Source organism: Frankia sp. AgB1.9 (assembly GCF_016786355.1).
Lineage (GTDB): Bacteria > Actinomycetota > Actinomycetes > Frankiales > Frankiaceae > Pseudofrankia.
Genome location: NZ_JADWYX010000034.1, coordinates 1 through 21,893 on the forward strand (window position 1 = coordinate 1; position 21,893 = coordinate 21,893).

At 67.0% G+C, this 21,893-nt stretch carries 14 protein-coding genes and 1 pseudogene; 7 read left to right on the forward strand and 8 right to left on the reverse strand.

Annotated features, from left to right (window positions below; all coding sequences use genetic code 11):
• Window positions 1–814 (reverse strand): annotated as a pseudogene (locus tag I6A60_RS41620) (TrwC relaxase); the annotation flags it as partial.
• Complete coding sequence (gene mobF / locus I6A60_RS15465; protein WP_307873695.1) at window positions 811–3,669, reverse strand: MobF family relaxase; 2,859 nt, start codon at window positions 3,667–3,669, stop codon at window positions 811–813. The pseudogene I6A60_RS41620 and the gene mobF, both read right to left, overlap by 4 nt.
• Before the next feature lie 146 nt (window positions 3,670–3,815).
• Here mobF and I6A60_RS15470 point away from each other — a divergent pair, with 146 nt between their 5' ends.
• A complete protein-coding gene (locus tag I6A60_RS15470) occupies window positions 3,816–4,034 on the forward strand; it encodes a hypothetical protein (protein ID WP_203023291.1) in 219 nt (72 codons plus the stop codon).
• Between the two features lie 40 nt (window positions 4,035–4,074).
• Here I6A60_RS15470 and I6A60_RS15475 read toward each other — a convergent pair whose 3' ends face one another.
• The gene (locus I6A60_RS15475; RefSeq protein WP_203023290.1) at window positions 4,075–4,503 is read right to left on the reverse strand and encodes a DUF3592 domain-containing protein; all 429 of its coding nucleotides are present in this window, start codon (window positions 4,501–4,503) and stop codon (window positions 4,075–4,077) included.
• A 224-nt stretch (window positions 4,504–4,727) separates the two neighbouring features.
• Between I6A60_RS15475 and I6A60_RS15480 the strand changes: the two genes are divergently transcribed.
• Together I6A60_RS15480 and I6A60_RS15485 are read left to right on the forward strand one after the other, a co-directional pair.
• Window positions 4,728–5,846, forward strand: coding sequence for a hypothetical protein (locus I6A60_RS15480; RefSeq protein ID WP_203023289.1), 1,119 nt, complete (start codon window positions 4,728–4,730; stop codon window positions 5,844–5,846).
• Window positions 5,847–6,006: 160 nt separating this feature from the next.
• Entirely contained in the window at window positions 6,007–7,269 is a 1,263-nt protein-coding gene (locus tag I6A60_RS15485) for a toll/interleukin-1 receptor domain-containing protein (protein WP_203023288.1), read from the forward strand.
• 33 nt (window positions 7,270–7,302) lie between these two features.
• Here the strand turns inward: I6A60_RS15485 and I6A60_RS43540 are convergent, their stop codons facing one another.
• Together I6A60_RS43540 and I6A60_RS41625 are read right to left on the reverse strand one after the other, a co-directional pair.
• Window positions 7,303–8,613, reverse strand: coding sequence for a 4a-hydroxytetrahydrobiopterin dehydratase (locus I6A60_RS43540; protein WP_307873696.1), 1,311 nt, complete (start codon window positions 8,611–8,613; stop codon window positions 7,303–7,305).
• Window positions 8,614–8,850: 237 nt separating this feature from the next.
• A complete protein-coding gene (locus tag I6A60_RS41625) occupies window positions 8,851–9,126 on the reverse strand; it encodes a hypothetical protein (RefSeq protein WP_238435510.1) in 276 nt (91 codons plus the stop codon).
• Window positions 9,127–9,249: 123 nt separating this feature from the next.
• Between I6A60_RS41625 and I6A60_RS15500 the strand changes: the two genes are divergently transcribed.
• The 3 genes from I6A60_RS15500 to I6A60_RS15510 all read left to right on the forward strand — a co-directional run bounded on the left by I6A60_RS15500 (window position 9,250) and on the right by I6A60_RS15510 (window position 11,593).
• Entirely contained in the window at window positions 9,250–10,434 is a 1,185-nt protein-coding gene (locus I6A60_RS15500) for a hypothetical protein (protein WP_203023286.1), read from the forward strand.
• Window positions 10,373–10,807, forward strand: a complete 435-nt coding sequence (locus I6A60_RS15505; RefSeq protein ID WP_307873697.1) for a gamma-glutamylcyclotransferase family protein — start codon at window positions 10,373–10,375, stop codon at window positions 10,805–10,807. The genes I6A60_RS15500 and I6A60_RS15505 overlap by 62 nt, the downstream gene beginning before the upstream one ends.
• Before the next feature lie 318 nt (window positions 10,808–11,125).
• Window positions 11,126–11,593, forward strand: coding sequence for a hypothetical protein (locus I6A60_RS15510; RefSeq protein WP_203023284.1), 468 nt, complete (start codon window positions 11,126–11,128; stop codon window positions 11,591–11,593).
• Window positions 11,594–11,730: 137 nt separating this feature from the next.
• On the opposite strand, the gene I6A60_RS43545 is transcribed toward I6A60_RS15510, so the two are convergent.
• Entirely contained in the window at window positions 11,731–15,834 is a 4,104-nt protein-coding gene (locus I6A60_RS43545) for a DUF5663 domain-containing protein (protein WP_203023283.1), read from the reverse strand.
• A gap of 2,097 nt (window positions 15,835–17,931) precedes the next feature.
• A complete protein-coding gene (locus I6A60_RS15520; protein WP_203023282.1) occupies window positions 17,932–18,252 on the reverse strand; it encodes a hypothetical protein in 321 nt (106 codons plus the stop codon).
• Window positions 18,253–19,083: 831 nt separating this feature from the next.
• On the opposite strand from I6A60_RS15520, the gene I6A60_RS15525 reads away from it, so the two are divergent.
• Window positions 19,084–19,338: a hypothetical protein gene (locus I6A60_RS15525; protein ID WP_203023281.1), complete on the forward strand. Its 255-nt coding sequence runs from the start codon at window positions 19,084–19,086 to the stop codon at window positions 19,336–19,338.
• Window positions 19,339–19,587: 249 nt separating this feature from the next.
• Here the strand turns inward: I6A60_RS15525 and I6A60_RS15530 are convergent, their stop codons facing one another.
• The gene (locus I6A60_RS15530) at window positions 19,588–21,852 is read right to left on the reverse strand and encodes a heavy metal translocating P-type ATPase (protein WP_374113356.1); all 2,265 of its coding nucleotides are present in this window, start codon (window positions 21,850–21,852) and stop codon (window positions 19,588–19,590) included.
• Window positions 21,853–21,893 lie beyond the last annotated feature (41 nt).

The following is a 21,893-nucleotide window of genomic DNA, read 5'->3' on the forward strand; positions in this document are numbered from 1 at the left end:
AGCTCCCGGAACATCCCGGTCGCCCGGTGAACGATCTCGACGTCCGGAGCGCCGACCGGCCGTCGACCAGCGCCCCGCGGCCGCGCGGGGCCCGGGGGCCGCCGGCGCGGGCGGGCGGGGGCGGGGACTCGGGCCGAGCCGTGGAGGGGATGGCTGCCGACACGCCGTCGGCGCGGGTGCGCCTCGTTTCGGCTCGGTGGGCAGGGAGGCGGCTCGCTTCGTTCGGCGCGGATGCAAGCCGGCGAGCGCCGGCTCGGCGCAGCGTCGCCAGCTCCCGAAGGGTGTACCGGCCGCGCAGCTCGTGCGCGGCGGCGGCCAAGGGGTCGTGATCGGTGGCGAGCCGTTCAGTACGCGAGCGCTCAAGCCGGTCGGCGAGCCGGTCCAGCTGGTCGCCCGCTTCGGTGATGGGTGGCAGCCAGGACTCGTCGTCGTCACGGTCGTCGAGGTCGGCGCGGTGCAGCACGTAGGCGGCGACGTCGGTGCGGGCGCGCGAGAGCATGACGTACAACCCGGCACGGCTCGTGTCATCGGCGACGACGGCGCGGGCGGTCTCCATCGTCGCGCCCTGCGCCTTCGCCGCGGTGATCGCGTAGGCGTGGCCGAGGCCTCCGTCACGGCCGTCGTCGAAGCGGTGGGTCAGGTACTCCCACGGCACCTGGACCGTGCCCTTGCTCGGGAAGTACACCGTGACGGACTGCGTCTCCGGGTTCTCGGGGTCGGCATGGACGGCGGTGATCACCCCGACCGTGCCAGTGCGGATGTAGGCCGATTGTCGGCGACCGTCGGGTACGAGGGTGTGGCCGCCCTGGGTCAAGGTGATGACCTCGTCGCAGCCTGGAACTCCCGGCCGGCCGTGCGCAGCACTGGGCCGGTCAGCGTGCCGTCGACGGTGAGGCGTTCGCGGGCCGCCCGGTTGAGTGTCTCGACGTCCCGGTGCTTCTCGGCCATCATCCGGACCTTCGCCGGCCGAGCCGGCCTGGCTCCGCCGGCGCCGGTGCGGGCGTGCCCTTGGCGTTCGGCGTACCAGTCGTCGACAGCGCGTTCGAGGAGCGCGTCGGCGTTGTCGGCCAGGTGTAGGCGGCCGTCGGCGGCGAGGCGTTGCAAGGCGGCGCGGGTCGCTGGGGCGCTGTCCGCGCCGGCCGCGCCGAGTGGTGCGCGCGCCGCCGAGTCGGCGGGGGTGCGCAGCGCGCCGAGCGCGGCGCGGACCGGCGCGAGGTCCGGGCCGGCCTGGCGGTGGACCGTGGCCAGCGCCGGGATGTCGGGCGTGTGGGCAGCCAGGTGGGTGAACCAGCCGCCGGCGCCGACGGAGCCGAGCTGGGCGGGGTCGCCGAGCAGGATGACGACCGTGCCGGTTCGGGCGGCGTAGCGCAGCAGCCGTTCGGCTTCGCGAGTGCCGATCTGGGTGGCCTCGTCGATGATTAGCACCGAGCCGGGTGGCCATACGTCGGCCGGGTCGTCGGTGTGGTCGAGCAGCGTGAGCCAGCCGGCGACGACGCGGGCGGAGATTCCGATCCGGTCGGCGAGTTCCTCGGCCTGTCGGCCGCCGTGCGCGGTGGCGAACACCCGTCGGCCGGCCGCGTGCAGGATCGCGGTGAGGGCACGCATCGCCTCCGTCTTGCCGGTTCCCGCCGGTCCGACGGCGGGGCGGACCAGGTCCTGGCTGGCCAGCAGCCGGCGCACCAGCTCGACCTGCTCGGCCGACAGCTCGGGCGCGTCGCGCTGATCTGCGCTGGACTCACCGCGGTCCGTGCCGCCTCCGCCGACCGGTGTGGCCGTGGCGGTGATGGCTGCAAGGTTCTGGTCGAGGCGTGCCGGGTCGACCAGCCGGCGAGGAACCGCGCCGGTCGCGACCTGGCCTTGGCGGCAGAGGGCGAACAGGGTGTCTTCGGCTCGCAGAAGATCTTCGACGGTGTACGGGGGTTCGGGCTCGTTGCGGCGGCGATGGCCAGGACCGGTGACGGTGGTGTGCAGGACCACGACCCGCGGGTCGGCGAGGAACCGGTCGGTCAGCCGCTCGATCGCCTCGGCGTCCAGCCGGTCAGCGGCCCAGGCGGCGATGCGCTGCACGATGTCGCGGCGCAGGAACGTCGTGGCCCGCTCGGTCAGCCCGAGCGGGCCTGCGAGCAGGTCGTGCAGGTCAGCCAAGTCCCGCTCGTCCGGCGGCCGTGGGCGATGCTCGGTCGACGTGGCGAGCGCACAGACTCCGACAGGGGTCCAGCCGGCGGCCGTCAGCCGTTCGACCTGCAACGCCTGCACGGCGTCGTCGGCTAGGACTCTCTTCGGTGCCCGCGAACCTCGCTGGGCCGCGGCCGCGGTCGCCCCCGACGGTTCGAAGCCGTCGGCGACGAGCTGGGCGAACTCCTCCATCACCTCGCCATGCCGCGTCGAGAACGCGGACAGCAGCTCGGCCGGGAACGCCGCGAGCTCCGCGACCCCGCTCCGGACCGGTCCCCACTGCACGCCCCGCCGCACGGACAGCTCGTGGCGCAGGACCGCAGCGCCGAGGTAGCCGGCCGTCTTGACGTGGCCGAGCAGCACCTCCCCGTCGATCGCCCGCCAGTCCCATCCGCCCGCCCGCCGAGACCGGCCACCAGCCGATCCCGCCTCCTCCCGGGCGGCTTCGGCGAGGTCGGGGTTGTCGGGCTCGGTGGGGACGGCGACGGCATTGATGATGATGTGGGTGTGCAGGTGGGCCTCTGTGCTGCGAGAGACGTCATGCAGATAGGAGGCGACAGCCAGGCCCATTGCCTGCCGGCTCACCCCACCGACCATCCCGAACGCCGCATGGCGCTCCAGATAGCCGATGACCGCGTCGACCGCAGCGTCCACCGAGGCCGCGACGTCCGCGCGCAGCGCCTCATCCCCGAACGCCCACAGCAGGCTCACCGACTTCGGCGCCGCACACACCACGTCGTAGCCGAGCACCGTCGCCGGCGGCGTGCGCTGCGCCGACCAGCCATCCAGCTCGTCGCGGCGCACCCGCCAACGGCCGTCCGCCCCACGCTCGCCGACGAGCTCATCGGCCTTCGGCGACTCTCCCGGCCGGGAGCCGGACGCGGACGCACTGCCGGCGCCGACCGCGGTCGCCGCGTCGGAGTCCGCCTGGTGTCGCTTGTCGTTGGTCGCTTCGTTGCCTGGATCGGCGCTGCCAGCCCGGGCGGCGGCGGCTTCGGCCGCGCGGCGGACGAGCCGACGTAGGTAGGTCGCGCGCACCCCGACAAACGTCGACGCCTCCGCCAACGTCAGCTGCTCCGCGCCGCGCGGCTCAGCTGGGCCGGCGCCGTTCTTGAGCCGGCCGGCACCACCGGCCACGTCGGCTGTCCTTCCAGCCGTGGCCCCGCTGCTGGCGTCATCGGCAGTGGCGACGCGCGAGACCCGGCCGGCTGAGCCCTTCCCGACCGCGGCCAGCAGCGGCCGGCCGGTCACGGCATGCTCACCACGCAGCAGCCGGGCCAGGGCCTCGCTCGGCACGTCGCCGCGCAGACCCACCAGATCGGCGCCCAACCCGCGGGCTCGGCCGCGGGCTTGGCCCCGGCCGTCGTAGCCGGCCAATCCGGCGCCGCTCTCCGGCTGCCCGCCCTGCACATATGCGACCACCGCCACCGCGGCGTCAGCGATCGCGCCAGGATTGCGAGCCCGTACCCGCAGGACCTTCGCCGTCGCGATCACGGTGTCGCTCGCAACCCGGCGTGCCGTCGATCGGCCCGGCGACGGCCGGCCAAGGGGTGGAGGTGGTGGGGCATCCGGGTCTCCGAGCGCCGAGGACCGGTCGCCCCGGCCAGGGCCGGCCCGCAGGGACACCGGACCGGCCCTGCATGCTCCCTGGCGCTATCACTGCCAGGGACACCACGAACGTCACCGCGAACGACACCACGCTCGACACGGTCATCGCGCCAACCCGCCGATGGCACGACCGAGTACGGCTGAGCATCACAACGGCCCTCAGCGAGGACCTCACGGCCGTCATCGCGTCAAACTCGGTCACCACGCGGGACATCGCGATGGAAGGCCGCCGCGTCAGCCTGCCCAATTGATCTGTCCTGCCGCCGTGTCTGCCGAGCTGGGGTGTCTGCCTCACCACTGGATCCCAAGGCCGTACAGGAACGCGACCAGCAGCGCGGCTGCCGCTCCGACACCAATCCCGACGAGCAGGTAGCTGCGTAGCCAGGATGGCGGGCGTTCGCCGCGCATCTCTACCGAGTAGCCGGGTGTGCGAGGCAGATAGAGGACCGTGAGCTGGTAGCCGATCGGCAGCGCCCGCTTGGCGATGATCTCGTGCGTCCCGCCATCGGCATCGGCGTAGACGCAGACGGTCTCAGTCCGCCGGACGTCGAGCGCGGGTATGCCGTTGCGCCGGACGACCACCTCCCGGCGACTCCGAGCGACAGCGACGGTCCGGACGCCGTGGCGCAGGAAATGCCTGTAGGAGCCCACGTCCATGGCGCCGAGCAGGCTGAAGGCGAGGACGATCGCGCCGAACACGACCAGCGGTACCCAGATCACCGCGTCACACCTCACCGTCAGCGACGACCGTCGGCCTGACCACTGGAATACAGGTCGGTCGAATACCCGACTCTGCCAGTCCGGTCGGTGCCAGGTGAAATGGCCCATGACACTGATCCAGTGAGAACGGCCGGATCTCACGAGACCAGATAGCCGCGGGCCCGTCAGGGAGTGGGCTGTGGATAACTAACGCGGCTCGGACCATTCGTATATATCGTGGCGGTATGAACGAACGAACGGATGTGGTCGATCGGCGAACGGTCTGTGGCTACCCGGGCTGCGGCGAGCCGGCCGCGCCGCCGCCGGCGACCGGCGGGCCGGCGCCCCGGTACTGCGTCCGGCCGGACCACACCGCGCAGACGGCGTTCCGCGCGCGCCGCGCCCGCAAGCCCGCCGTCGCGCAGCCCGACCCGGCCGAGGCCGGCGAACGGCCGGCGAGCCTCGCGGGCGCGTCTCTGCGGGTCACTGTCGACCGGCTCGCCGAATTGCTGGCCGAGTTCGAGGCCGCCTCCGGGGCGGCACGAGAACTGCTGGGAACCGCGACCGACCCGGAAGCCGTGACCGCCGAACTCGCAGCCGTGCGCGCCGAGGCGTTGAAGACCGTTGCCGACGCGGAAGTGAGCCTGGCTGCGGAACAGCAGGCCCGGCTGACCGCCGAGGACGCCGCGACCGAGATGCAGGCCGAGCTGGAGCGTGCCCGCGCAGACGCCGCCGAAGCTCGACAGGAGGCTGCCACGGCAGCCGCGCAGGCCGCACAGCAATCACAACGCGCACAGTCGGCCGATGACCGCGCCGCGGAAGCCGTCCGCAGCGCGCAAGTCGCCGACGGCGCACGCACCGCCGCTGAGGCCGGTCGCGACCAGGCGCAGCGCGCGGCCGAGGCCGCCGTCCACCGCGCCGAGATCGGCGAGACGGAGGCCGCGCACCTGCGGACCGACCTCGACCGGGCCATGGAACGAGTCACGGCCACCGAAGCCGGCCGCGACCGCGCGCACCGGGCACGCATGGACGCCGACCGCCAACTCGCCGTGGCCCGCGAAGACGAGACGGCCGCGCGCCAGGCCGCCGAACTCGCCCAGCTGCGCGCCACCACGACCGAGGAGTTGCTTGCCGCCGCCCGCGAGACCTCCGCCGCGCAGCAGGCCCGAGCCGACCAGGCCGTCGCACACCTGAACGCCGCCCGAGCCGAGGCACGCGACGCCATCGACCGCGCCGCCCACGCCGACGCCGCCCGCCAAGCCGCCGAACAGGCCCGGGACGACGCCCTCAATCAGCTTGCGACGATCAGATGGCGGACAGGCCAGGAGGTTGCCGGCGGGTCACCACCCGCACCGACCTCCTGATCACCCCATCCCAATCCGGTTAGTGGAGCTTCCGTCGCGGCTGTTATGCCGGAGCGGGCGAGGGACGCGGAGGCGCCTGTCGGGGACATGACGAGACGAGTACCTGTTCCGTCTCCGTGGGCTTTGGGACGCTGGGTGTATGGGGAGCGGGGGCTCTACGATGGAGCGGCTGTTTATCAGCGTGGCGGGGCCGGATCGGCCGTGGGCGAGGTGGATCGCGCAACGGTTGATGGCGGCCGGGTACGAGGTCGAGTACGACGAATGGTCCTGGCCGGCCGGAAGCAGTTTCGTCGGTCGGATGGAACAGGCATTGGCAGGCGCCGACCGGATGGTGGCGGTACTAGCGCCCGAGTATTTCGCGGTGGACACGTACGGGCGGGCGGAGCGGGAAGCGGCGCTGATCCGGGCTCACGAGCGTGACGGTTTCCTGGTTCCGGTTTTGGTGGAACGCTGTGTCCTACCGCCGCTGGTCAGCCTACTTTCCTATATTGATCTGGTTGGCTGTGACGAGACGCAGGCCGCCGAACGACTGCTGTCTGGGCTCGGAGGTCCTCATGCACCGACGGATCCGGTGGTCTGGCCCGGTGCCGCCTCGGTTCCGGTCCCGGCGGCATTGGATCCTGCGCCGTTCCCCGGTACCGGAGACCCGCCAGCCACTCCTCCTCCTGGCTCCACCTCCATTGGCGGGGCCACCGATGGTCCAGGGGGCATCAACTCGTGGTGGGGTCGGCGAACCAGCCGCGAGAGAACCGCGCTCGTCGGTGGAGTGCCCGCGACGCTGGTCGCCCTCGCGATCGGCATCCTCACGCTCGTAAACACCATTGGCGACTCGTCGGCCTCACAGACCGGGCCGCAGTCAACCGGAACAACCGGGGTCAGGCAAACATCAGCGCCCGTGACCACGACAGCACCAGCCTGCCACCAACTCTCCACACGGGCCGACCTCACGCCGGGTGGGAGCGGCCCTTCCGCGTCGGACGCGGCTGTTGCCGATGCCTCCTACGACCTCAGCGTTGGCCCGCAGTTGCAGATTGCGCTGGCTGGTCGCATCACAGGCCACGTCAACGACGGCGAGAGCGTCTACCTCGCCCGCAACGCCGATCCCAACACGTACGACTCGACACCGAAACACTATCCTGGAATAACCGGGGTCTTCCTTAGTCCCGAACCTATCGCCACGACCAGCGCCGGATGCTGGTCGCAGCCGGTACGTGACCTCGGTTACCGCTGCGCGACCGGCATCAAGGGGTACTACTACTTCGTCCTCATGACTAACACCGACGCGCAGCGGCTGGCACAGGAGCGCACTGCCAGCGCATCTATCCAGGCTAACGGGTTTCCGCATGACGAGATCCTCGCCGCTTCCAATATCGCCGTCTTGGCCTCGTTCGCCGTTCCCACGCCCCAGATCAAAAACTGCTGAGGTCAGCGACACCCGCCAGATCCAGCGAAGGATCTAATCCGTGGCCGGCGTGTATTTCGCCAGCACCTGCTCGATCCTCTCGACGAGGAGGAAGTCGAGTTCGGTGATTTTCTGGCCGGCGGTGTAGGTGGTGAGGCTGAAATGCAGGGTCTCCCAGCGCAGGTCGATGTCGGGGTGGTGCTGGAGTTCCTGGGCGGGGATCATGACGTCGTTGAGGGCTTTGACGGAGGTGTAGTAGTCCAGGCGGAACGTCTTGTGGATCTCTTCGCGGTCGGGCGCCTTCTCCCAGCCGTCGAGCTGGGCGAGCCGGCGGGCGACTTCATCGGCTGGCAGCGGGTCTCGCAGTCCCATTTCTGAGCTCCTCCTACAGGGTCGCGAGCAGTTGCTTGGCCTCGCGTCCTGGCTGGGTGTCGTGCCAGGGCGTGAGCTGGTGCCAGACGTCGTGAAGTTCCTGGCGTAGTCGGGCCGAGCCGGTCTCGCGGCGATCGTGACGGCGTCGTCGATCGCGCCGACTGCCTCGCCCGACTGCCCGGCCTGGGCGTAGGACAAAGCGAGCCGGGCCTGGTAGACGCCCGCGTCGCGGCGGGCACCCGGCGGCAAGGCGCCGATGACCTGCTCCCACAGCGTCCGTGCCTCGGTGCCGAGGCCGAGGCGGTTGTAACAGGTGGCGCGTTGGGCCTCCAGATAGTTCGGAGTCCGGCGGCAGGCGTTGTACCAGGGGTATTCGTCGTCGACCCGGGCCAGCAGCGCGGTCGCCTGGTCGAGGGCGGTGTCGGTCGCGGTGCGGTCGCCGAGCAGGGCATGGCCGTGGGCGGACTGCTGGAGGGCCTGGACGCGGACCTTCGCGCAGAGCACCGCCTCGTCGGCGAGTGCCGCGCCTGTCAGGTCGAGCGTTCCCGCGCCGTCGCGCTGGTCGGTGCAGATCATCGCCTTGTTCACCAGGGCGTGGCGGATGAGCTGGGCGTCGCCGACCCGGTGCGACAGTTCCAAGGTTTCATTGGCCCACTGCGCCGCGGTGGCGAAGTCACCGGCGTCCTGGTGCAGCCAGGTCAGCAGGCCGGTGTAAGCGGCGCTGGTACGCAATAGGTCCTGGCGAGTCGCGCCGCGGGAGGCGCCGACCAGCTGACGGGTCAGCTCCTGTTGGACCAGGACGGACGGGATGACGGCGCGAGGGCCGTAGACGGCTTCGGCGGCGTAGAAGCTGTCGATCTGGCCGGTCAGGTGGTCGACGACCTGTCCCGCGACCTGCCCCGGCGATTCCACCGGTACGGCCTTCCCACCGACGAGGAGCCCCGCACCGCTGCCCGCGAGGAACGTCCGCCGGTCGACCGCCACGATGATCACCTCTCCTACCTCGGCGAGGACCCGGTAAGGACCTGCCCCGCCGTCCGCCGCCGCAACGCCGCGGAGTTCCGTGTCGGATCCCCTGGAGCGCGGTGGATCGGCGGGCTGTCGCTGGCGCGGTTCGCCGGGGCGGTCGAACCAGAGGAGGTCGGCGGGGATGCCGAGGATCTGGCTGTAGCGGACCAGCTTGCTCAGTTCCTCTGGTGCGCGGCCGTTCTCGATGCGGCTCAGCTGCGCCTAGGTGAGTCCGAGCCAGCCGGCGACGAGCTCCTGCGGCAGGGCTTGGCCGTGCCACGGGTGGTAGCGATAGGCGTAGATCACGCGGCCCATGTGCCAAGTCGCGAGGGCCTCCCGTATCTCGGCCGCCTGCCAGAAATCATTCGGGACGTCGGGCGGGTGGCCGCGATCGCTGGTCGCCGGGCTCTGACAGGCGCTGCAGGTCGCCGCCCGGTTGTCGGCTGCGAGGCGGTGGCCGCAGCGGGAACAGTGGCGGCGCGGGCGGTCGCTGGTCATGCCAGGCCGTCTCCCCGGGGTTGCTGGCTGGGCCGGTCAACAGGTGGACGCTAGCACTCATCGAGCTAACGCGACGCAACCTGCGCGCCAACCAGGCCGTGACCTTGAGGTGGGACCGCGCGCATGCGCCTTCGTGACGCCATTGAGCAGACGATCCGGGCGTGGGACGCCTACGAGCGCGACCGCGGAACATCGCCGATCGTCGACTACGACTGCGCCCCCGCTCCCGCAGCTGACGCTGCGTCGAGCCGCCTGGAGGTGCTCGGTCGCCTGACCGACCTACATGCCGAAGCCGAGCGGAACGGTGACCAGGCGTGTGTTGACCAGGTGCGCGCGCACCTTGCCTATCTCGGCGCCCTGCTCGGTGAACGCGCCCCGCTGACCGACTACGTCGCCGCGACGCAGGGATGCCCCACCGCCGGATGGTCCGAGGACTACATCACCGAGATCGGCGACCGCGCCCGCCATGCGCTGGGTGATCTCGACCTCGGCTGGGATGCGGCCACCGCCGAACGCCTCGACGAGATCGAGGGGCCAGTCGACGGAGCCGACGCACCCGAGCTGATCCGTGCCGCCGCCGGCGAGATGGAATCGAAGGTCCGTGCGCTGACCGGTACGAGCACGCCTTACAACCTAACGATCGAGACTGCCGAGGTCGACGCCTACTGGGCGTACTGGCTCGACGGTGCCGGCCCAGACGTGCGGCTACGGTTCAACCTGCGCAACGCCGCCTTCACCAAGGTCCGGATTCGCCAGTTCGCCCAACACGAGATCCTCGGACACGCGCTCCAGTACGCGACCTACGCCGCCCAAGGCAACGTCACCTGGCCCCGCCTGCTCGCCGTCCACCTTCCCCATCAGGTGCTGTGCGAGGGACTTGCCCAGGCCATGCCCCTGTTCATCGCGCCCGACGACGCGGCCCTGATCGCGCGCGTCCGCCTCGACCACTACCTCCAGCTCGTCCGCACCGAGCTACACCGCGCCATCAACACCGGCGCCACCGCCACCGACTGCGCCGCCCACGCCCGATCCCGCGTGCCGTTCTGGACCGACAACGCCATCGGCGACATGCTTACCGACCGCTCAGCCGACCCGCAGCTACGCAGCTACCTCTGGGCGTACCCCGCGGGCATCGACTGGTTCGTCAACCTCGCCGACAACGCTGACGCCGACACTGTGGGGAAGGTCTTCCGTGCCGCATACACCCAGCCCCTCACCCCACACGACCTCACCAGCCTCTGGCCGAGTGGCCCGAGTATCGGCGGACCCGGCGCCCCTGTTCGTCTACGGAAGCCTCCTGGTCCCTGACGTCCTGCGCGTCCTCATCGACCGCGACCCCACCCGCGAACACGCCCAGGCCCACGGCTGGCGTGTCATCACGTTGCCGGAACGCGTCTACCCCGCGCTCATCCCAGAGCCGCAGGCCACGGCCGCGGGGCACCTTCTGACCGGCCTCACGCCTACCGAGTGGGAGACCCTCGACGCGTTCGAAGCCGACATCTACACCCTCGACCGGCTGGCCCTCACCGACGGCGGACACGGCTGGGCCTACACCTGCACCGACTCACCAGAACTCGCTGACCAGGCCACGTGGAGCCCCGACGGTTTCGCCCGAGAGCACCTCACGGCCTACGTCGAACGCTGCACCGCCTGGCGCACCCGCTACGAACAGGCCCGCTAGCCGGCTCCAAAGCTCGCGCTCTGCCGAATTGCCCGATTTGAGATCAAGCACGGCGCCGCGCAACGGCTGCGCGCGGCGCTGGCACGCCGTGCTCGCCGGCGCGTCGCGTCGAAATCCGACAGCGAGTATTCAAACACTTACCAACCTCGGATATCATATCCCGACTATCGTATGAAACCCAGCTCCGTGTGAATAAGGAACGTACCCTGTCCGCCACCGCAGCGCCGCAGCCAGTACTGCAGGTACCGCAACTCAGAACATCGACAACGCCTCGCCTGCTGCAACCTGACCGACTAGATAGCCGCACAATACCGGCAGATGAGTCCCGTTTACGGAAGACATGAGGCCATGCAACTTCTCTCGCTGATCATCAGCCTAGTATCAGTCCTCGTCGCGGTAGTGGTCGCGGTGTGGGGTTTCAGGTCATCGAGCCGCTCCGAGCGCTTGCGTATGTTTTTTGATCTACAAGAACGCTACCTATCCGAGCCGGTTCGCGTCGGCCGCCGCCTAATTCACACAGCCATCGCTGGTAACGATCACGTGATAATCACAGACATTCCTCGCGAGACTCTATCTTCTATCGGCTATACGCTCGCCGTAATGAACACAATCGCTATCTGTACTGAGGTTGGATACGTTGACGAGGCATTGATTGCGCGCAGCATGGGGCGCTCATTCGCGACCGCCGTCTACGCCGCCTTACCATATATCGATCATGTGGAGTCCGTCCGTGGTTTTCGTCCCTATCCTTACGCCGAACGATTTGCCGCTCGGCTACGCGCGTAAGAGAGACGTCTGCGGTCAGCTTTAGTACGGAATATCCGTGGCCGTCCGCCAGCGTAAAGCCCTAGTTGTGCCGCTACGCAACAGTATCATTCCGCGCTCACAAACACCGATCGACCCGTCAGGCCGACATTCGGTCTTCAAGACTCTGATATAAGTGGTCGGACTACCGCGGTCCTGATTCTTTCAGAGTTTTGTTCAACTTCCGATTGGAGTTTCAAAAACTCTTCCCGCACAATGCCCTTATAGCTCGGCACGCTCGCCTCAAGCCATTCCATTGCCTCCGATTCAGTATGATTTTCCATCATATCTTCCATCTCATCAAACTCTTCTTCAGTCAAAAGATCGACTATCCGCTCCCCCACGCGTACCTCAAGCGTCTCATAAAGATAGTCAAGCAAGGATCGTCGATCGGAAGATGGTAGATCATCAATCCCAGCGTGAATCAAGATATCCCCAACGTTCAACATGCTGTCTTTACGGTTAGCCAACTTTATGGACGGCGACCCCGATGAAGGCGTCGATCTAATCTTCATCAAATCCCGAAAGGCAAGGTCCGCGTTAGCTAGCGGGGAGTGCAGCGCACGAGCTACCTTCTGCAAGGCAGCTCGACGCGCCTCATCGCCGGCCTCGTCATCGTCCGTGACCTTGGAACGAGCGCCCTCTCTTTGTCTACTAAGCCACGAATCCAGGAAGTCTGAGTGGCGGGGCAAATGATCTTGCGGCGAGGTCGGTGGCGTGCGGACCGGACCATTACGTGAACGCCTCGCATCATTGCTCTCTTGAACTGCCGCCTTCGTTCTCGCCTCCCTTAGCTCGTCCTCCGCGCGTAGTTCTTGCCGAGACCGCCAAATCCGCTTCTCGATCATGAGGCGTCGGACGGCGACCCGATCGATCGGGAGACCAGTGTCGGAGTCCGCATTAGGTGGCTGCAGGGTGAACGTGTGAGCGTCGCCATCCTGAAGGATCTGAGCCACAGCTTGAAACGCGCCAGGGCTGCGCAGCTGCGCCGGAGCCACATCGAGCTCTTCCGAAAGGACCTTTGCGTCTCGCTGCGAGACACCAAAAACCATACGATTTCCGACGTTACCCAAGATCGCCGAAAGAAGATTATCCGATGTTGAACCAGTAAATCGAGAAAAGGCGTGCAGTTGGGCAGTGTTTTGGTGCGCCAGCACCAGAGCGAGCCCAAATTTCCTGGCCTCAGCTACCAATTCGTCGAAGCCTGTCACCGCAAACGCTTGGAATTCATCTACATACATGTGAACAGTGCTCGAGCGACGACCGTCTTGCCGCCACCGCGCATAGACGGCATTCCGAACACGTTCCTGGACGAAGGAACCGAGAAAGGCCGCGGCAGGGCGGCTCATTTCCCACTCGGGGAGCTTTACCAGCAGAATCCCACTGTCAGCGATGCAGTCAGCGATTGAGATCGTTGAAGCCCCACCAGATAGAACCTGTCCCAAGACGCCGTCCTGTTGCATCTCGCTGAATTTCGACAGCGCCCAGTGCAGGACCTCACCGATTGCCGTATCAGGCTGCTGCTCGAAAATTGCCCATCTTTCCTTTAGGTCGGAATCAGTTAGAAGGTTTCTGATCCAGGTCCTTCGCTCCTTACTACGAAGAACTCGCACCAAATCGATCACGCCGGGCGGCTTAATCGGATACCGATCGTTAGTGATTGACTCAAGGGTGAGACGAACGATCTCCTCGAAGCGAGGACCGTAGAATTCATGGTAGGATTGACGAATGAGGAGCTGAATGAATTCCGAGATTGCGAGTTCTAGGTCCGCCTTCCCTTTCACGTCCAAGTCGAGCGGGTTCAGGACAGGAAGATAGTCAGGATCGCCAAAATCTAGAAGCAGGACTTCGTCCTCACGCCCTGCTGTGTGCCCGAGAAGATAATCAACGAGGTCGCCGTGGGGGTCTATTACGACGACGCATCGGCCCTCACGAATATCCTGCCTTGCCATGAGTTTGAGCATATTTGTCTTACCCGAGCCCGTACGCCCGACGATATATGTATGGCGTCGCCTAGCGTTATCATCCAATCGTACGTCGACTCGTTGATCGCTCCGGCCTTGTGTCGATCTAGCGGTCCCCAAACCGATCCCGTCTACGGGGAGAGAGATTGCCGGGAGCGGAATCGACTGTGGTACTCGGTCTACTAGTCCTCGACCTTCCATCCTGCCATGAGGCGGGTGGAAGATCCTAAGTGCTTCCGCTGGGGTAAGCACGACGCTCGTTGACGGCACTGCACTCCCAGGCAAGAGTGTCGATCGAGCTGCCTCAGCATCTATGATTTCGAATGGCACGCCTTTGAACAACCAAAGGCCGATGCCACGTAGCACCGAGCTTCCGAGTTTTTCGTCAGACCCGACATGAATCTGAATTGAGAGACTCGCTGGGTCGACGCTCTCGCTTCCTGCGCGCGCGAGAAACGACGCGGCGTCGCGATCCTGCGAGGTGAAGAAGCCTGTCTCAATAGCGGGAGTAACGAGCGTTGCAACTCGCTCTTCCTCAGGCACTCGCCGGCAGGTCATCTGGACTGTAACCTGAGGTCTCAACGCGCGCAGATAGTCAATGAGCTCACCCCAGTCTTCTTGGACGAGCGGCACGCCTTGCGTCCGTGGCCTGAATTCTACGATGAAAGGCGAATCCAAAACACCGTGGGTCGGAGTCGAAGAAATTTCCCAGCTCGGGCTAAATGCTACACCTAGTTGTTGGCCTACCCCTTCAGAAAGGTCATCGATAACACCCGGATCGGTACTTTCGGTTACTCCCAAAACGTCGAAGAAAGGGATCAAATTCCCACTCGTCTGTCGCGCGGTCGAGAGTCTATAGACAACACGGACACTCAGATCGTCGACGGACGCCAGCGTTCTGAGAACGCCTAGTTGGCGTGGAAGACTTTGTACCGCGTTTTCGACGCTGTAGCGCCCCAGACGTGCCGAGTAGAATGTGGTAAATTCTGCCGTCTCTCCGACTGTTTGGCTACCCAGCCGAGTTGGAGGCGTGATCCGCTGGTACCTGGAACGGATATGCGGCTCAAGTGTGCGGCGTATACGGTTTACTTCGTCAATCAGAGTTCCGAGACCGTCTACGTCAGCGCTTCCAAGCAATGGATGCCAATGTTCATATAGCTTGCTTAGAGCCGCATAGCGTAACTCGTCTTCGGACTCGACGTTAGACAAAATAAGATGCGTCTTGAGAAGTGAAAACTCTGACTCCAGAATGAGTTGCGCCTTCTGACGTTTCCGGAGTACTTTGATCGAATCAAGCAAGATCGTCGAGTGACGCATTTCGGCGAGGCGCTTTTCCGCGGTAGCAAGGAATTCGCTATAACGACCGCTGTTGTATTGGTCGAGCGACCAGCTTTTCATCGGTCCAGCTAGGCCACTCGCCGTGCCTGAGGAGTCGCTTGCGCCGGACTCGTCATAGACAATAGCGGCACGGAGATGAATCCGGTTCGACGGAGTCTTGGTGGCCGTTGGCTTACTTGCGAAGCCTGCGTAGTCGGCCGCTACAATAGCCTCCCCGGGAGGCAGGGGCTCAGTTCCCAGGTCGTAATCAACAAATATGCCCGCAACGTCAGGAGCAATAACTGAACTTCCGCCCCGGGCGGAATGATTTGCGAATACGGTCGCGAAATTGCGTGGTCGTTTGAGAAAGTCTTCGGTCGGACGAGTCAGGGCGCTGACAAGGACGACGTCGGGCGCACGATCAGCGCCGTCAAAGTCTCGGCGAGAGTTGACATAGTCCATGCAGATTGCGAGGCCGAGCTCGTACGCGCGCCGCCCCTTTCTGAACTCTGTCCGCACGGGCCCGCTGCCTCGAGTGATGTTCTCGCCGGCGGCCGGGTCTCTCTTTGCCACTAGAAGAAGTGCGACGTCGGAGACGAAGACTGCGCAGTTACAGCCGACCATCTCTTCGGCACCTACGAAACCTTGCGACTCAAGTTCTGTCGCGTCGCGGTCACGGAGCTGTCCAACGCCTGCAAAAATAGCTAACCGGTTGCGGTAGCCTATCAGTACCTTCACTAGGTCTGTAGAGACCGAGCACTCAGGAAAGACGGCAATGTCGATCGTGTGGTCGGCGCAAAATTCAAGAGTCTGCTTCAATTTGAGCTCGGAAGACCGTATTCGATCTCGGCTAGCAGATGCCAGCGCGTCGTCGGTCTGCTGCTCGAACTCATCACCAAGATCGAGGTCTGTGAGGGCCGTGTCGCCCGCGCCCCCAGACACGAAATCCGATGTTAGAAGTGGCTCGTCTGGAAGCCAGTATTCACCTTGCCGCGTGCGAATGTTAGGGACGTACGTCCATTGCACCGCGGCGAGGCGAAGGATGTGATCAGTCGTGCCGCTCGTCGGGTCCAACGGTTCAGCCACGGCGCCCTCCGGCGTTATAACAAGATCGTGATCCCCACGGCCCCGTCGGAGTGAGCTTGCGCTCGATGGATGACCGGACCGGAGATCACAGTGTATGACCCGGCTCTCCGCCAGCTTGCGACTGGTTGCGGTCTTGTGGAACTCGCGCCAGATTTAGCTCGATGGTGGTCCCAGCATCAGTGCCCTATGCGGGGAGTCGTGGCCCGTGGGAAAGTAGGCGGTTTGGCCACCCGATCAACCGCACCGTGCGTCCCCTCTGCCCGGAGATGTCTCGACCCTGACGACTGTTCCCGCTGCCATGGCGGATCAGGCGCTTCTTCGACCTCGACACGCCTGGTCAGCGGCTTGGCCGGAAGGCCAGACGTGCTGACGGGCGTCCGCGGACAGCGGTGGACTTCAGTGAACACAGAGGATAGGCAACCGACCGTGTGGACCGAGTGACTATGCGTGAACAGCGCACCTAAGGGGCCGGCAGCGCACTCTTCTGCCTGGCTGTCACCGGTACATGGCGCTTCCTACTGCTGTTCATCGAGAGGAAAGCTGGATCTCGTCGGTTCGTCGGCCAGGTGGTTCGAGAGGAAGGTCGCCTCGGTCCAGTATCGGTAGGTGGCCCAGCTCGCTGCCCACGCAATCGTGTTCGGCACTTTCGGGGGTAACCGAGACGATGGCCGACCGACGTCCGCCAATTCAGCGCGCCTCGGCTGGCAGTCACGTTCGGTAACGTCGCCCGGTGAGGACCAGGGAGGGGCTCCTGGAAGCGGTGGCAGCCACGCTGGCAGCCAGGCCGATGGACATCTGCGGACGAGCGGGGAAGCTCATGGAAGCACGACCGCCGTTGACCTGCGTCCGTGGACGCCGGTGGACGTCCATGGACAGCCGGCCGAAGATCTCATAATCCTCCGGTCGTGGGTTCGAGCCCCACCCGCCCCACCACGGAGAGTAAATAGCCTCTGACCTGGGCAAATAAGCTGCACCTACCCGCCGCGACGGGCGACTGCTACCTAAACGCACAGCTAGGTCGCATGATCATTCGGTTCGTACGGAAAATTGGTCTCCGCTCGACCGCACGCTTTGGTTGCTGTACGTGACATCGGACCGCCCGCTGGCGCCGCGGAGCACGCCGTCGACGCGGGCCCGATGTAGCAGGTCGTGTCGATGTGCCTGGCAGGCGTCTACGGCTGACCACGGTGTGATCTGTCGAGATCGCGGCGCTCCCGACGTCGCCCGCCCAGAAGGGACCGGTGCGCACGGTGTGTCGCCACGTTCGCTGGGTCGAGGTCATCGTGCGATCAGCGAGTGTTTCTCGTGCGGGTCCCGCCGACGCGATCTGACCTCTCAACGCCTCGCGGATCGTCTCGATCGGTTCGGCGCCACGCTGGTCATGGCTGTGGGGCGAGCGGGAGTGCAAGTAGCTGTTCGGACCGGGTGCCGATGTGGAAGGTCTCGGCCGGCGTGAAGCCTTGCTGCTCGTAGTAGCGCACGAGTCGTCCGTCGCCGCCGACGCGGCAGTCAGCCCGTACTTGTTCGGCGCCGTCGGAGGTCGCCTCACGGACGACCGCGGCGAGAGCTGCCGCGCGACCCCACGGCCGGCATACGACCGGGAAGTCACGAACGCTTCGAGGCAGAACTCAGGCCGGTCCGCGGCCGACACGTATCCCGGCGCGGGGCCAACCGCGAGGGCCAACAACCCTCCCGTCGACATGCGCGACCCGGGCCGCACCCCGATCGAGCCAGGCACGCAGGCGGTCCACGACGTCAGGACGAGCCGAGAAAGAGGTGGCACCCCACTGACCCACAAGCCATCGCACTGCCCCGTCGAAAAGGTCGACCCAACCGACGAGGTCCGCGGCGGTGCCCCTACGAACCGGACTGCCGCCGGCTCCCACAGGTGATGGCGCAGGACGATCTCCAAGATTCGACACGTTGGAGATCAAGGCGTCCCCGGTCAGTCGATCAGGGCCAGGTGAAGGCGGCGGAGCAGCCCTGGCGGGCGGCGAACTCGGGGTAGAGCCCGTTCTGGTCGAGACCGTGTCCGAATGGGGTCACGCACATCTTCCAGTGCTCGCCGGGCGACGGCCGCATCGACGCTTCGAACTGCTCGATGTTGATGAGCTGCGCCGACAGGTTGGGGTTAGGGTATGGGGCGCCGCTCGGCGTCGCATTACTGGTCGCGTCCTGCGGGTACTCCGTGATGATGAAACCAGCGACCATCGGATCGGCCGGGTTCTCCCAGGAGACGCACACCTCCACCGAATTTATTGGCGTTATCTGCACGTCGGCGATGGGAGCCGTTGATGGCTTCTGCGCTGTCGTCCCGCTCGGGCAGCGCGCTGAGCCGTCATTCGTGTTCGAACGAGCAGGAACAGCCGCGAGCACCCCGAATAATATGGCCCCGGCGAGGCTGATAACCGCTATCGTCCAGAGGACCCGGGCGGGCAGGCTCGGGGGTGTCAACCATCCTGCGACTGCTCCGAAAACGGCGCCGAAGAAAAGGCCGGCAGCGACGTACCAGAGATTCAACGCAGTCCTGCCAGGTCGGGGAGCATCGCCTCGGTCCGTCGGCGATCCTGCTCGTCCATCGCGACCTCCTCGGTCATGACTCCCATTATCCCACTAAGATCAGCGGGCCGGCCAAACGGACCCGCCAGGCTCGGACCCGCGTCGAGCGGACCGGTCGGCTGACCGTGAGCGTGGGGCCCGCGAGGCGAAGTGGCGTCGAGGTCGCGGGCTCGGGCGGACCGAACCGTCCGCCTGGCAGAGTTGACATTGCGGGCTGTCGGCCTGCTCTCACTGCGATCAGCCGCGCCAGCGCCGACACAGCCTACGGTCGTTGCGTCGCGATCATCGGCGCCCTTCCGACCTCAGCGACAACCGGCCAGTCAGTGTGATGTCGTCGGGCCTCGGCGGTCCGTCGACGTGACTGCCAAGATCAGTGGCTGGCGGCCCGAGCCATGACCAGTTCCTGGACCATCTGCCCCGCCTGCTCGACACCAGCTATCCCGAGCCTGACCTGGTGCGGCTGGGCAACCATCCCGAGGTCGGAATCTGCCTGCCCTGCGCGCACTACCTGCACCAGCAGGCCATCTACGCGGCCTGCTCGACACGATGGGAGTGTCCGAGCCGATACGACTACAGCAGATCGACGACGACCGCACCGCGCAGACGGAGAAGTTCCTCGGCTCCCCGACGCTACGAATCAACGGCCGAGACGTCGACCCAACCGCCGAGCGCGCCACCGGCTACGGCTTGCAATGCCGCGTCTACCGGACGGCAGACGGCCTGCAAGGCAGCCCGCCCGACCACCACGTCCTGGTCGCCCTGCGCGCCGCCACCGCCGACTCACGGGCCGACAACCAGTAGCCAACGTCGGACGTGCCGGCGAAGCGGCCACCCGCGACGACGGAGGCGCCAAGCTCCGCGCGCGCGAGGATCGCCGCCTTCCCGTCGATCAAGCAGCCTCCCGAGGCTCACCGCTGGCCAGGCCGATAGCGCGATCGATCTGGGTGTGGATTTCGCTGCCCGGCTGTGCGGCCGGAGCGGATGTTCAGCCGCCGAGTCGGGAAGATCCGGATCGGGCGGCGTGGCGGGCCGTTCGTGGATCGCGCCTGCTCACACCGTCGCCGGCTCGGGGGTCGCGGTCGCCGGGTTCGGGTGGCGTGTGGGGTCGGCTGGGTGGTGGGGGTGGTAACGGCGCAGGCGTAGTGCGTTGGTGACGACGGAGACGCTGGAGAACGCCATCGCGAGCCCGGCGAGGAGCGGGTTGAGGAGCCCGGCGGCGGCGAGTGGCAGTGCGGCGATGTTGTAGGCGAACGCCCAGGCGAGGTTCTGCTTGATGGTGCGCAGCGTCGCTCGGGACAGCTGGATCGCGTCGGCGGCGGCCCGTAGGTCGCCGGAGATGAGGGTCAGGTCGCTGGCTTCCATGGCGACGTCGGTGCCGGTGCCGATCGCCATGCCCAGGTCGGCCTGGGCGAGGGCGGGGGCGTCGTTGACACCGTCGCCGACCATCGCGACGACCCGTCCCTCGGCCTGAAGCTGGCGGACGACGTTGGCTTTGTCGGCGGGTAGGACCTCGGCGATGACCTCGTCGATGCCGACCTCCGCGGCGACCGCCCGCGCCGTCGTGTGGTTGTCGCCGGTGAGCAGCACCGGCCGCAGCCCGAGCGCCCGCAGCGACGCGATGGCGTCGGCCGAGGTGGGTTTGACCGTATCGGCGACGACCATCACGCCGCGGACCGCGCCATCCCAGGCGACGAGTACGGCGGTGCGGCCAGCTGCCTCGGCCGTCTGACGGGCTGCGTCGAGGTCGGCGGGGACGGTGAGGCTCCAGGCGGCCATCAGTGAGGGGCGGCCGACCTGCATGCCGTGGCCATCGACGACGCCCTCGACGCCGAGGCCTTCCCGGTTGGCGAAGCCGTCCAGTGGGGGCAGCGTGCCGAGTTCGGTGCGGGCGGCGCGGGCGATGGCCCGCGCGATCGGGTGTTCGGAGGCGTCCTCCACCGCCCCGGCCAGGCGCAGCACCTCCCCGCGGGTCTGGCCGTCGGCGAGGGCGATGTCGACGAGGCTCATCCGGCCGGTGGTGACGGTGCCGGTCTTGTCGAGCACGATCGTGTCGACCCGGCGGGTGGACTCCAGGATTTCCGGGCCCTTGATCAGCAGCCCGAGCTGCGCTCCACGACCGGTGCCGACCAGGAGTGCCGTCGGTGTCGCGAGCCCCAGCGCACAGGGGCAGGCGATGATCAGGACCGCGACCGCAGCGGTGAACGCGAACGTCGTGTCCGCGCCGACGGCGAGCCAGAAGGCCAGGGTGGCCAGGGCCAGGACGATGACGACCGGGACGAACACGCCGGAGACGCGGTCGGCGAGTCGCTGCACGGGCGCCTTGCCGGTCTGGGCGGCGGTGACAAGCCTGGCGATCTGCGCGAGCGCGGTGTCGGCGCCGACCTTGGTGGCGCGCACGACCAGCCGGCCGCCGACGTTGACGGCGCCACCCGTGACCTCGTCGCCCGGCCGCTTTTCCACCGGAATCGACTCGCCCGTCAGCAGCGACTGGTCGACGGCGCTGGTGCCGGACTCGACAAGGCCGTCGGCGGCGACCTTCTCGCCGGGGCGGACGACGAACCGGTCGCCGGCCGCCAGCCGCTCCACCGGGATGCGACGCTCGGCGCCGGCCGCGTCGAGGACGGCGACATCCTTGGCGCCGAGCTCCAGCAGCGCGGTCAGCGCGGCGCCGGCGCGGCGCTTGGCCCGCACCTCGAAGTACCGGCCGGCGAGGATGAACACGGTCACCGCGGCGGCGACCTCCAGGTAGATCTCCTCACCACCCGCGCCCCGCTCGGGAATGAGCTCGAAATGCATCCGCATGCCGGGCTTCCCGGCGTCCCCCAGGAACAGTGCGTACAGCGACCAGCCGAACGCGGCCAGCACCCCGACACTGATCAGCGTGTCCATCGTCGCCGTCGCGTGCCTGAGGTTCGCCCAGGCGGCCCGGTGGAACGGCCACGCGCCCCAGACCGCGACCGGCGCCGCCAGCGTGAGGGACAGCCACTGCCAGTCCTCGAACTGCAACGGCGCAATCATGGCCAACGCGAGAACCGGCAGCATCAGCGTCAGTGAAATCAGCAGCCGTTGCCGTAGCGACGCGGTTTCGGCGGCCTCGCCATCGTCGGTGCTGGCCGCCGAGGGTTTCGGCGCCGCGGACGGCAGGACGGCCCGGTAGCCGGCGGCCTCGACGACGGCGACGAGCTCGGTCGGCCCGACCGTTGCGGCGTCGTAGTCGACGCTGGCCCTCTCGGTCGCGTAGTTCACCGTCGCGGTGACACCGGCGAGCTTGTTGAGCTTGCGTTCGATGCGGTTGGCGCACGACGCACAGGTCATCCCGCTGACCGGAAGCTCGACGTGCGCTGTGGCCGACCCGG

Excerpts from the sequence above, each read along its gene's own strand:
- I6A60_RS15470 (WP_203023291.1), top strand. The coding sequence starts at position 3,816 with ATGCTCCCTGGCGCTATCACTGCCAGGGACACCACGAACGTCACCGCG.
- I6A60_RS15480 (WP_203023289.1), top strand. The coding sequence starts at position 4,728 with ATGAACGAACGAACGGATGTGGTCGATCGGCGAACGGTCTGTGGCTAC.
- I6A60_RS15485 (WP_203023288.1), top strand. The coding sequence starts at position 6,007 with ATGGAGCGGCTGTTTATCAGCGTGGCGGGGCCGGATCGGCCGTGGGCG.
- I6A60_RS41625 (WP_238435510.1), bottom strand. The coding sequence starts at position 9,126 with ATGACCAGCGACCGCCCGCGCCGCCACTGTTCCCGCTGCGGCCACCGC.
- I6A60_RS15500 (WP_203023286.1), top strand. The coding sequence starts at position 9,250 with ATGCGCCTTCGTGACGCCATTGAGCAGACGATCCGGGCGTGGGACGCC.
- I6A60_RS15510 (WP_203023284.1), top strand. The coding sequence starts at position 11,126 with ATGAGTCCCGTTTACGGAAGACATGAGGCCATGCAACTTCTCTCGCTG.
- I6A60_RS15525 (WP_203023281.1), top strand. The coding sequence starts at position 19,084 with ATGGGAGTGTCCGAGCCGATACGACTACAGCAGATCGACGACGACCGC.
- I6A60_RS15530 (WP_374113356.1), bottom strand. The coding sequence starts at position 21,852 with ATGACCTGTGCGTCGTGCGCCAACCGCATCGAACGCAAGCTCAACAAG.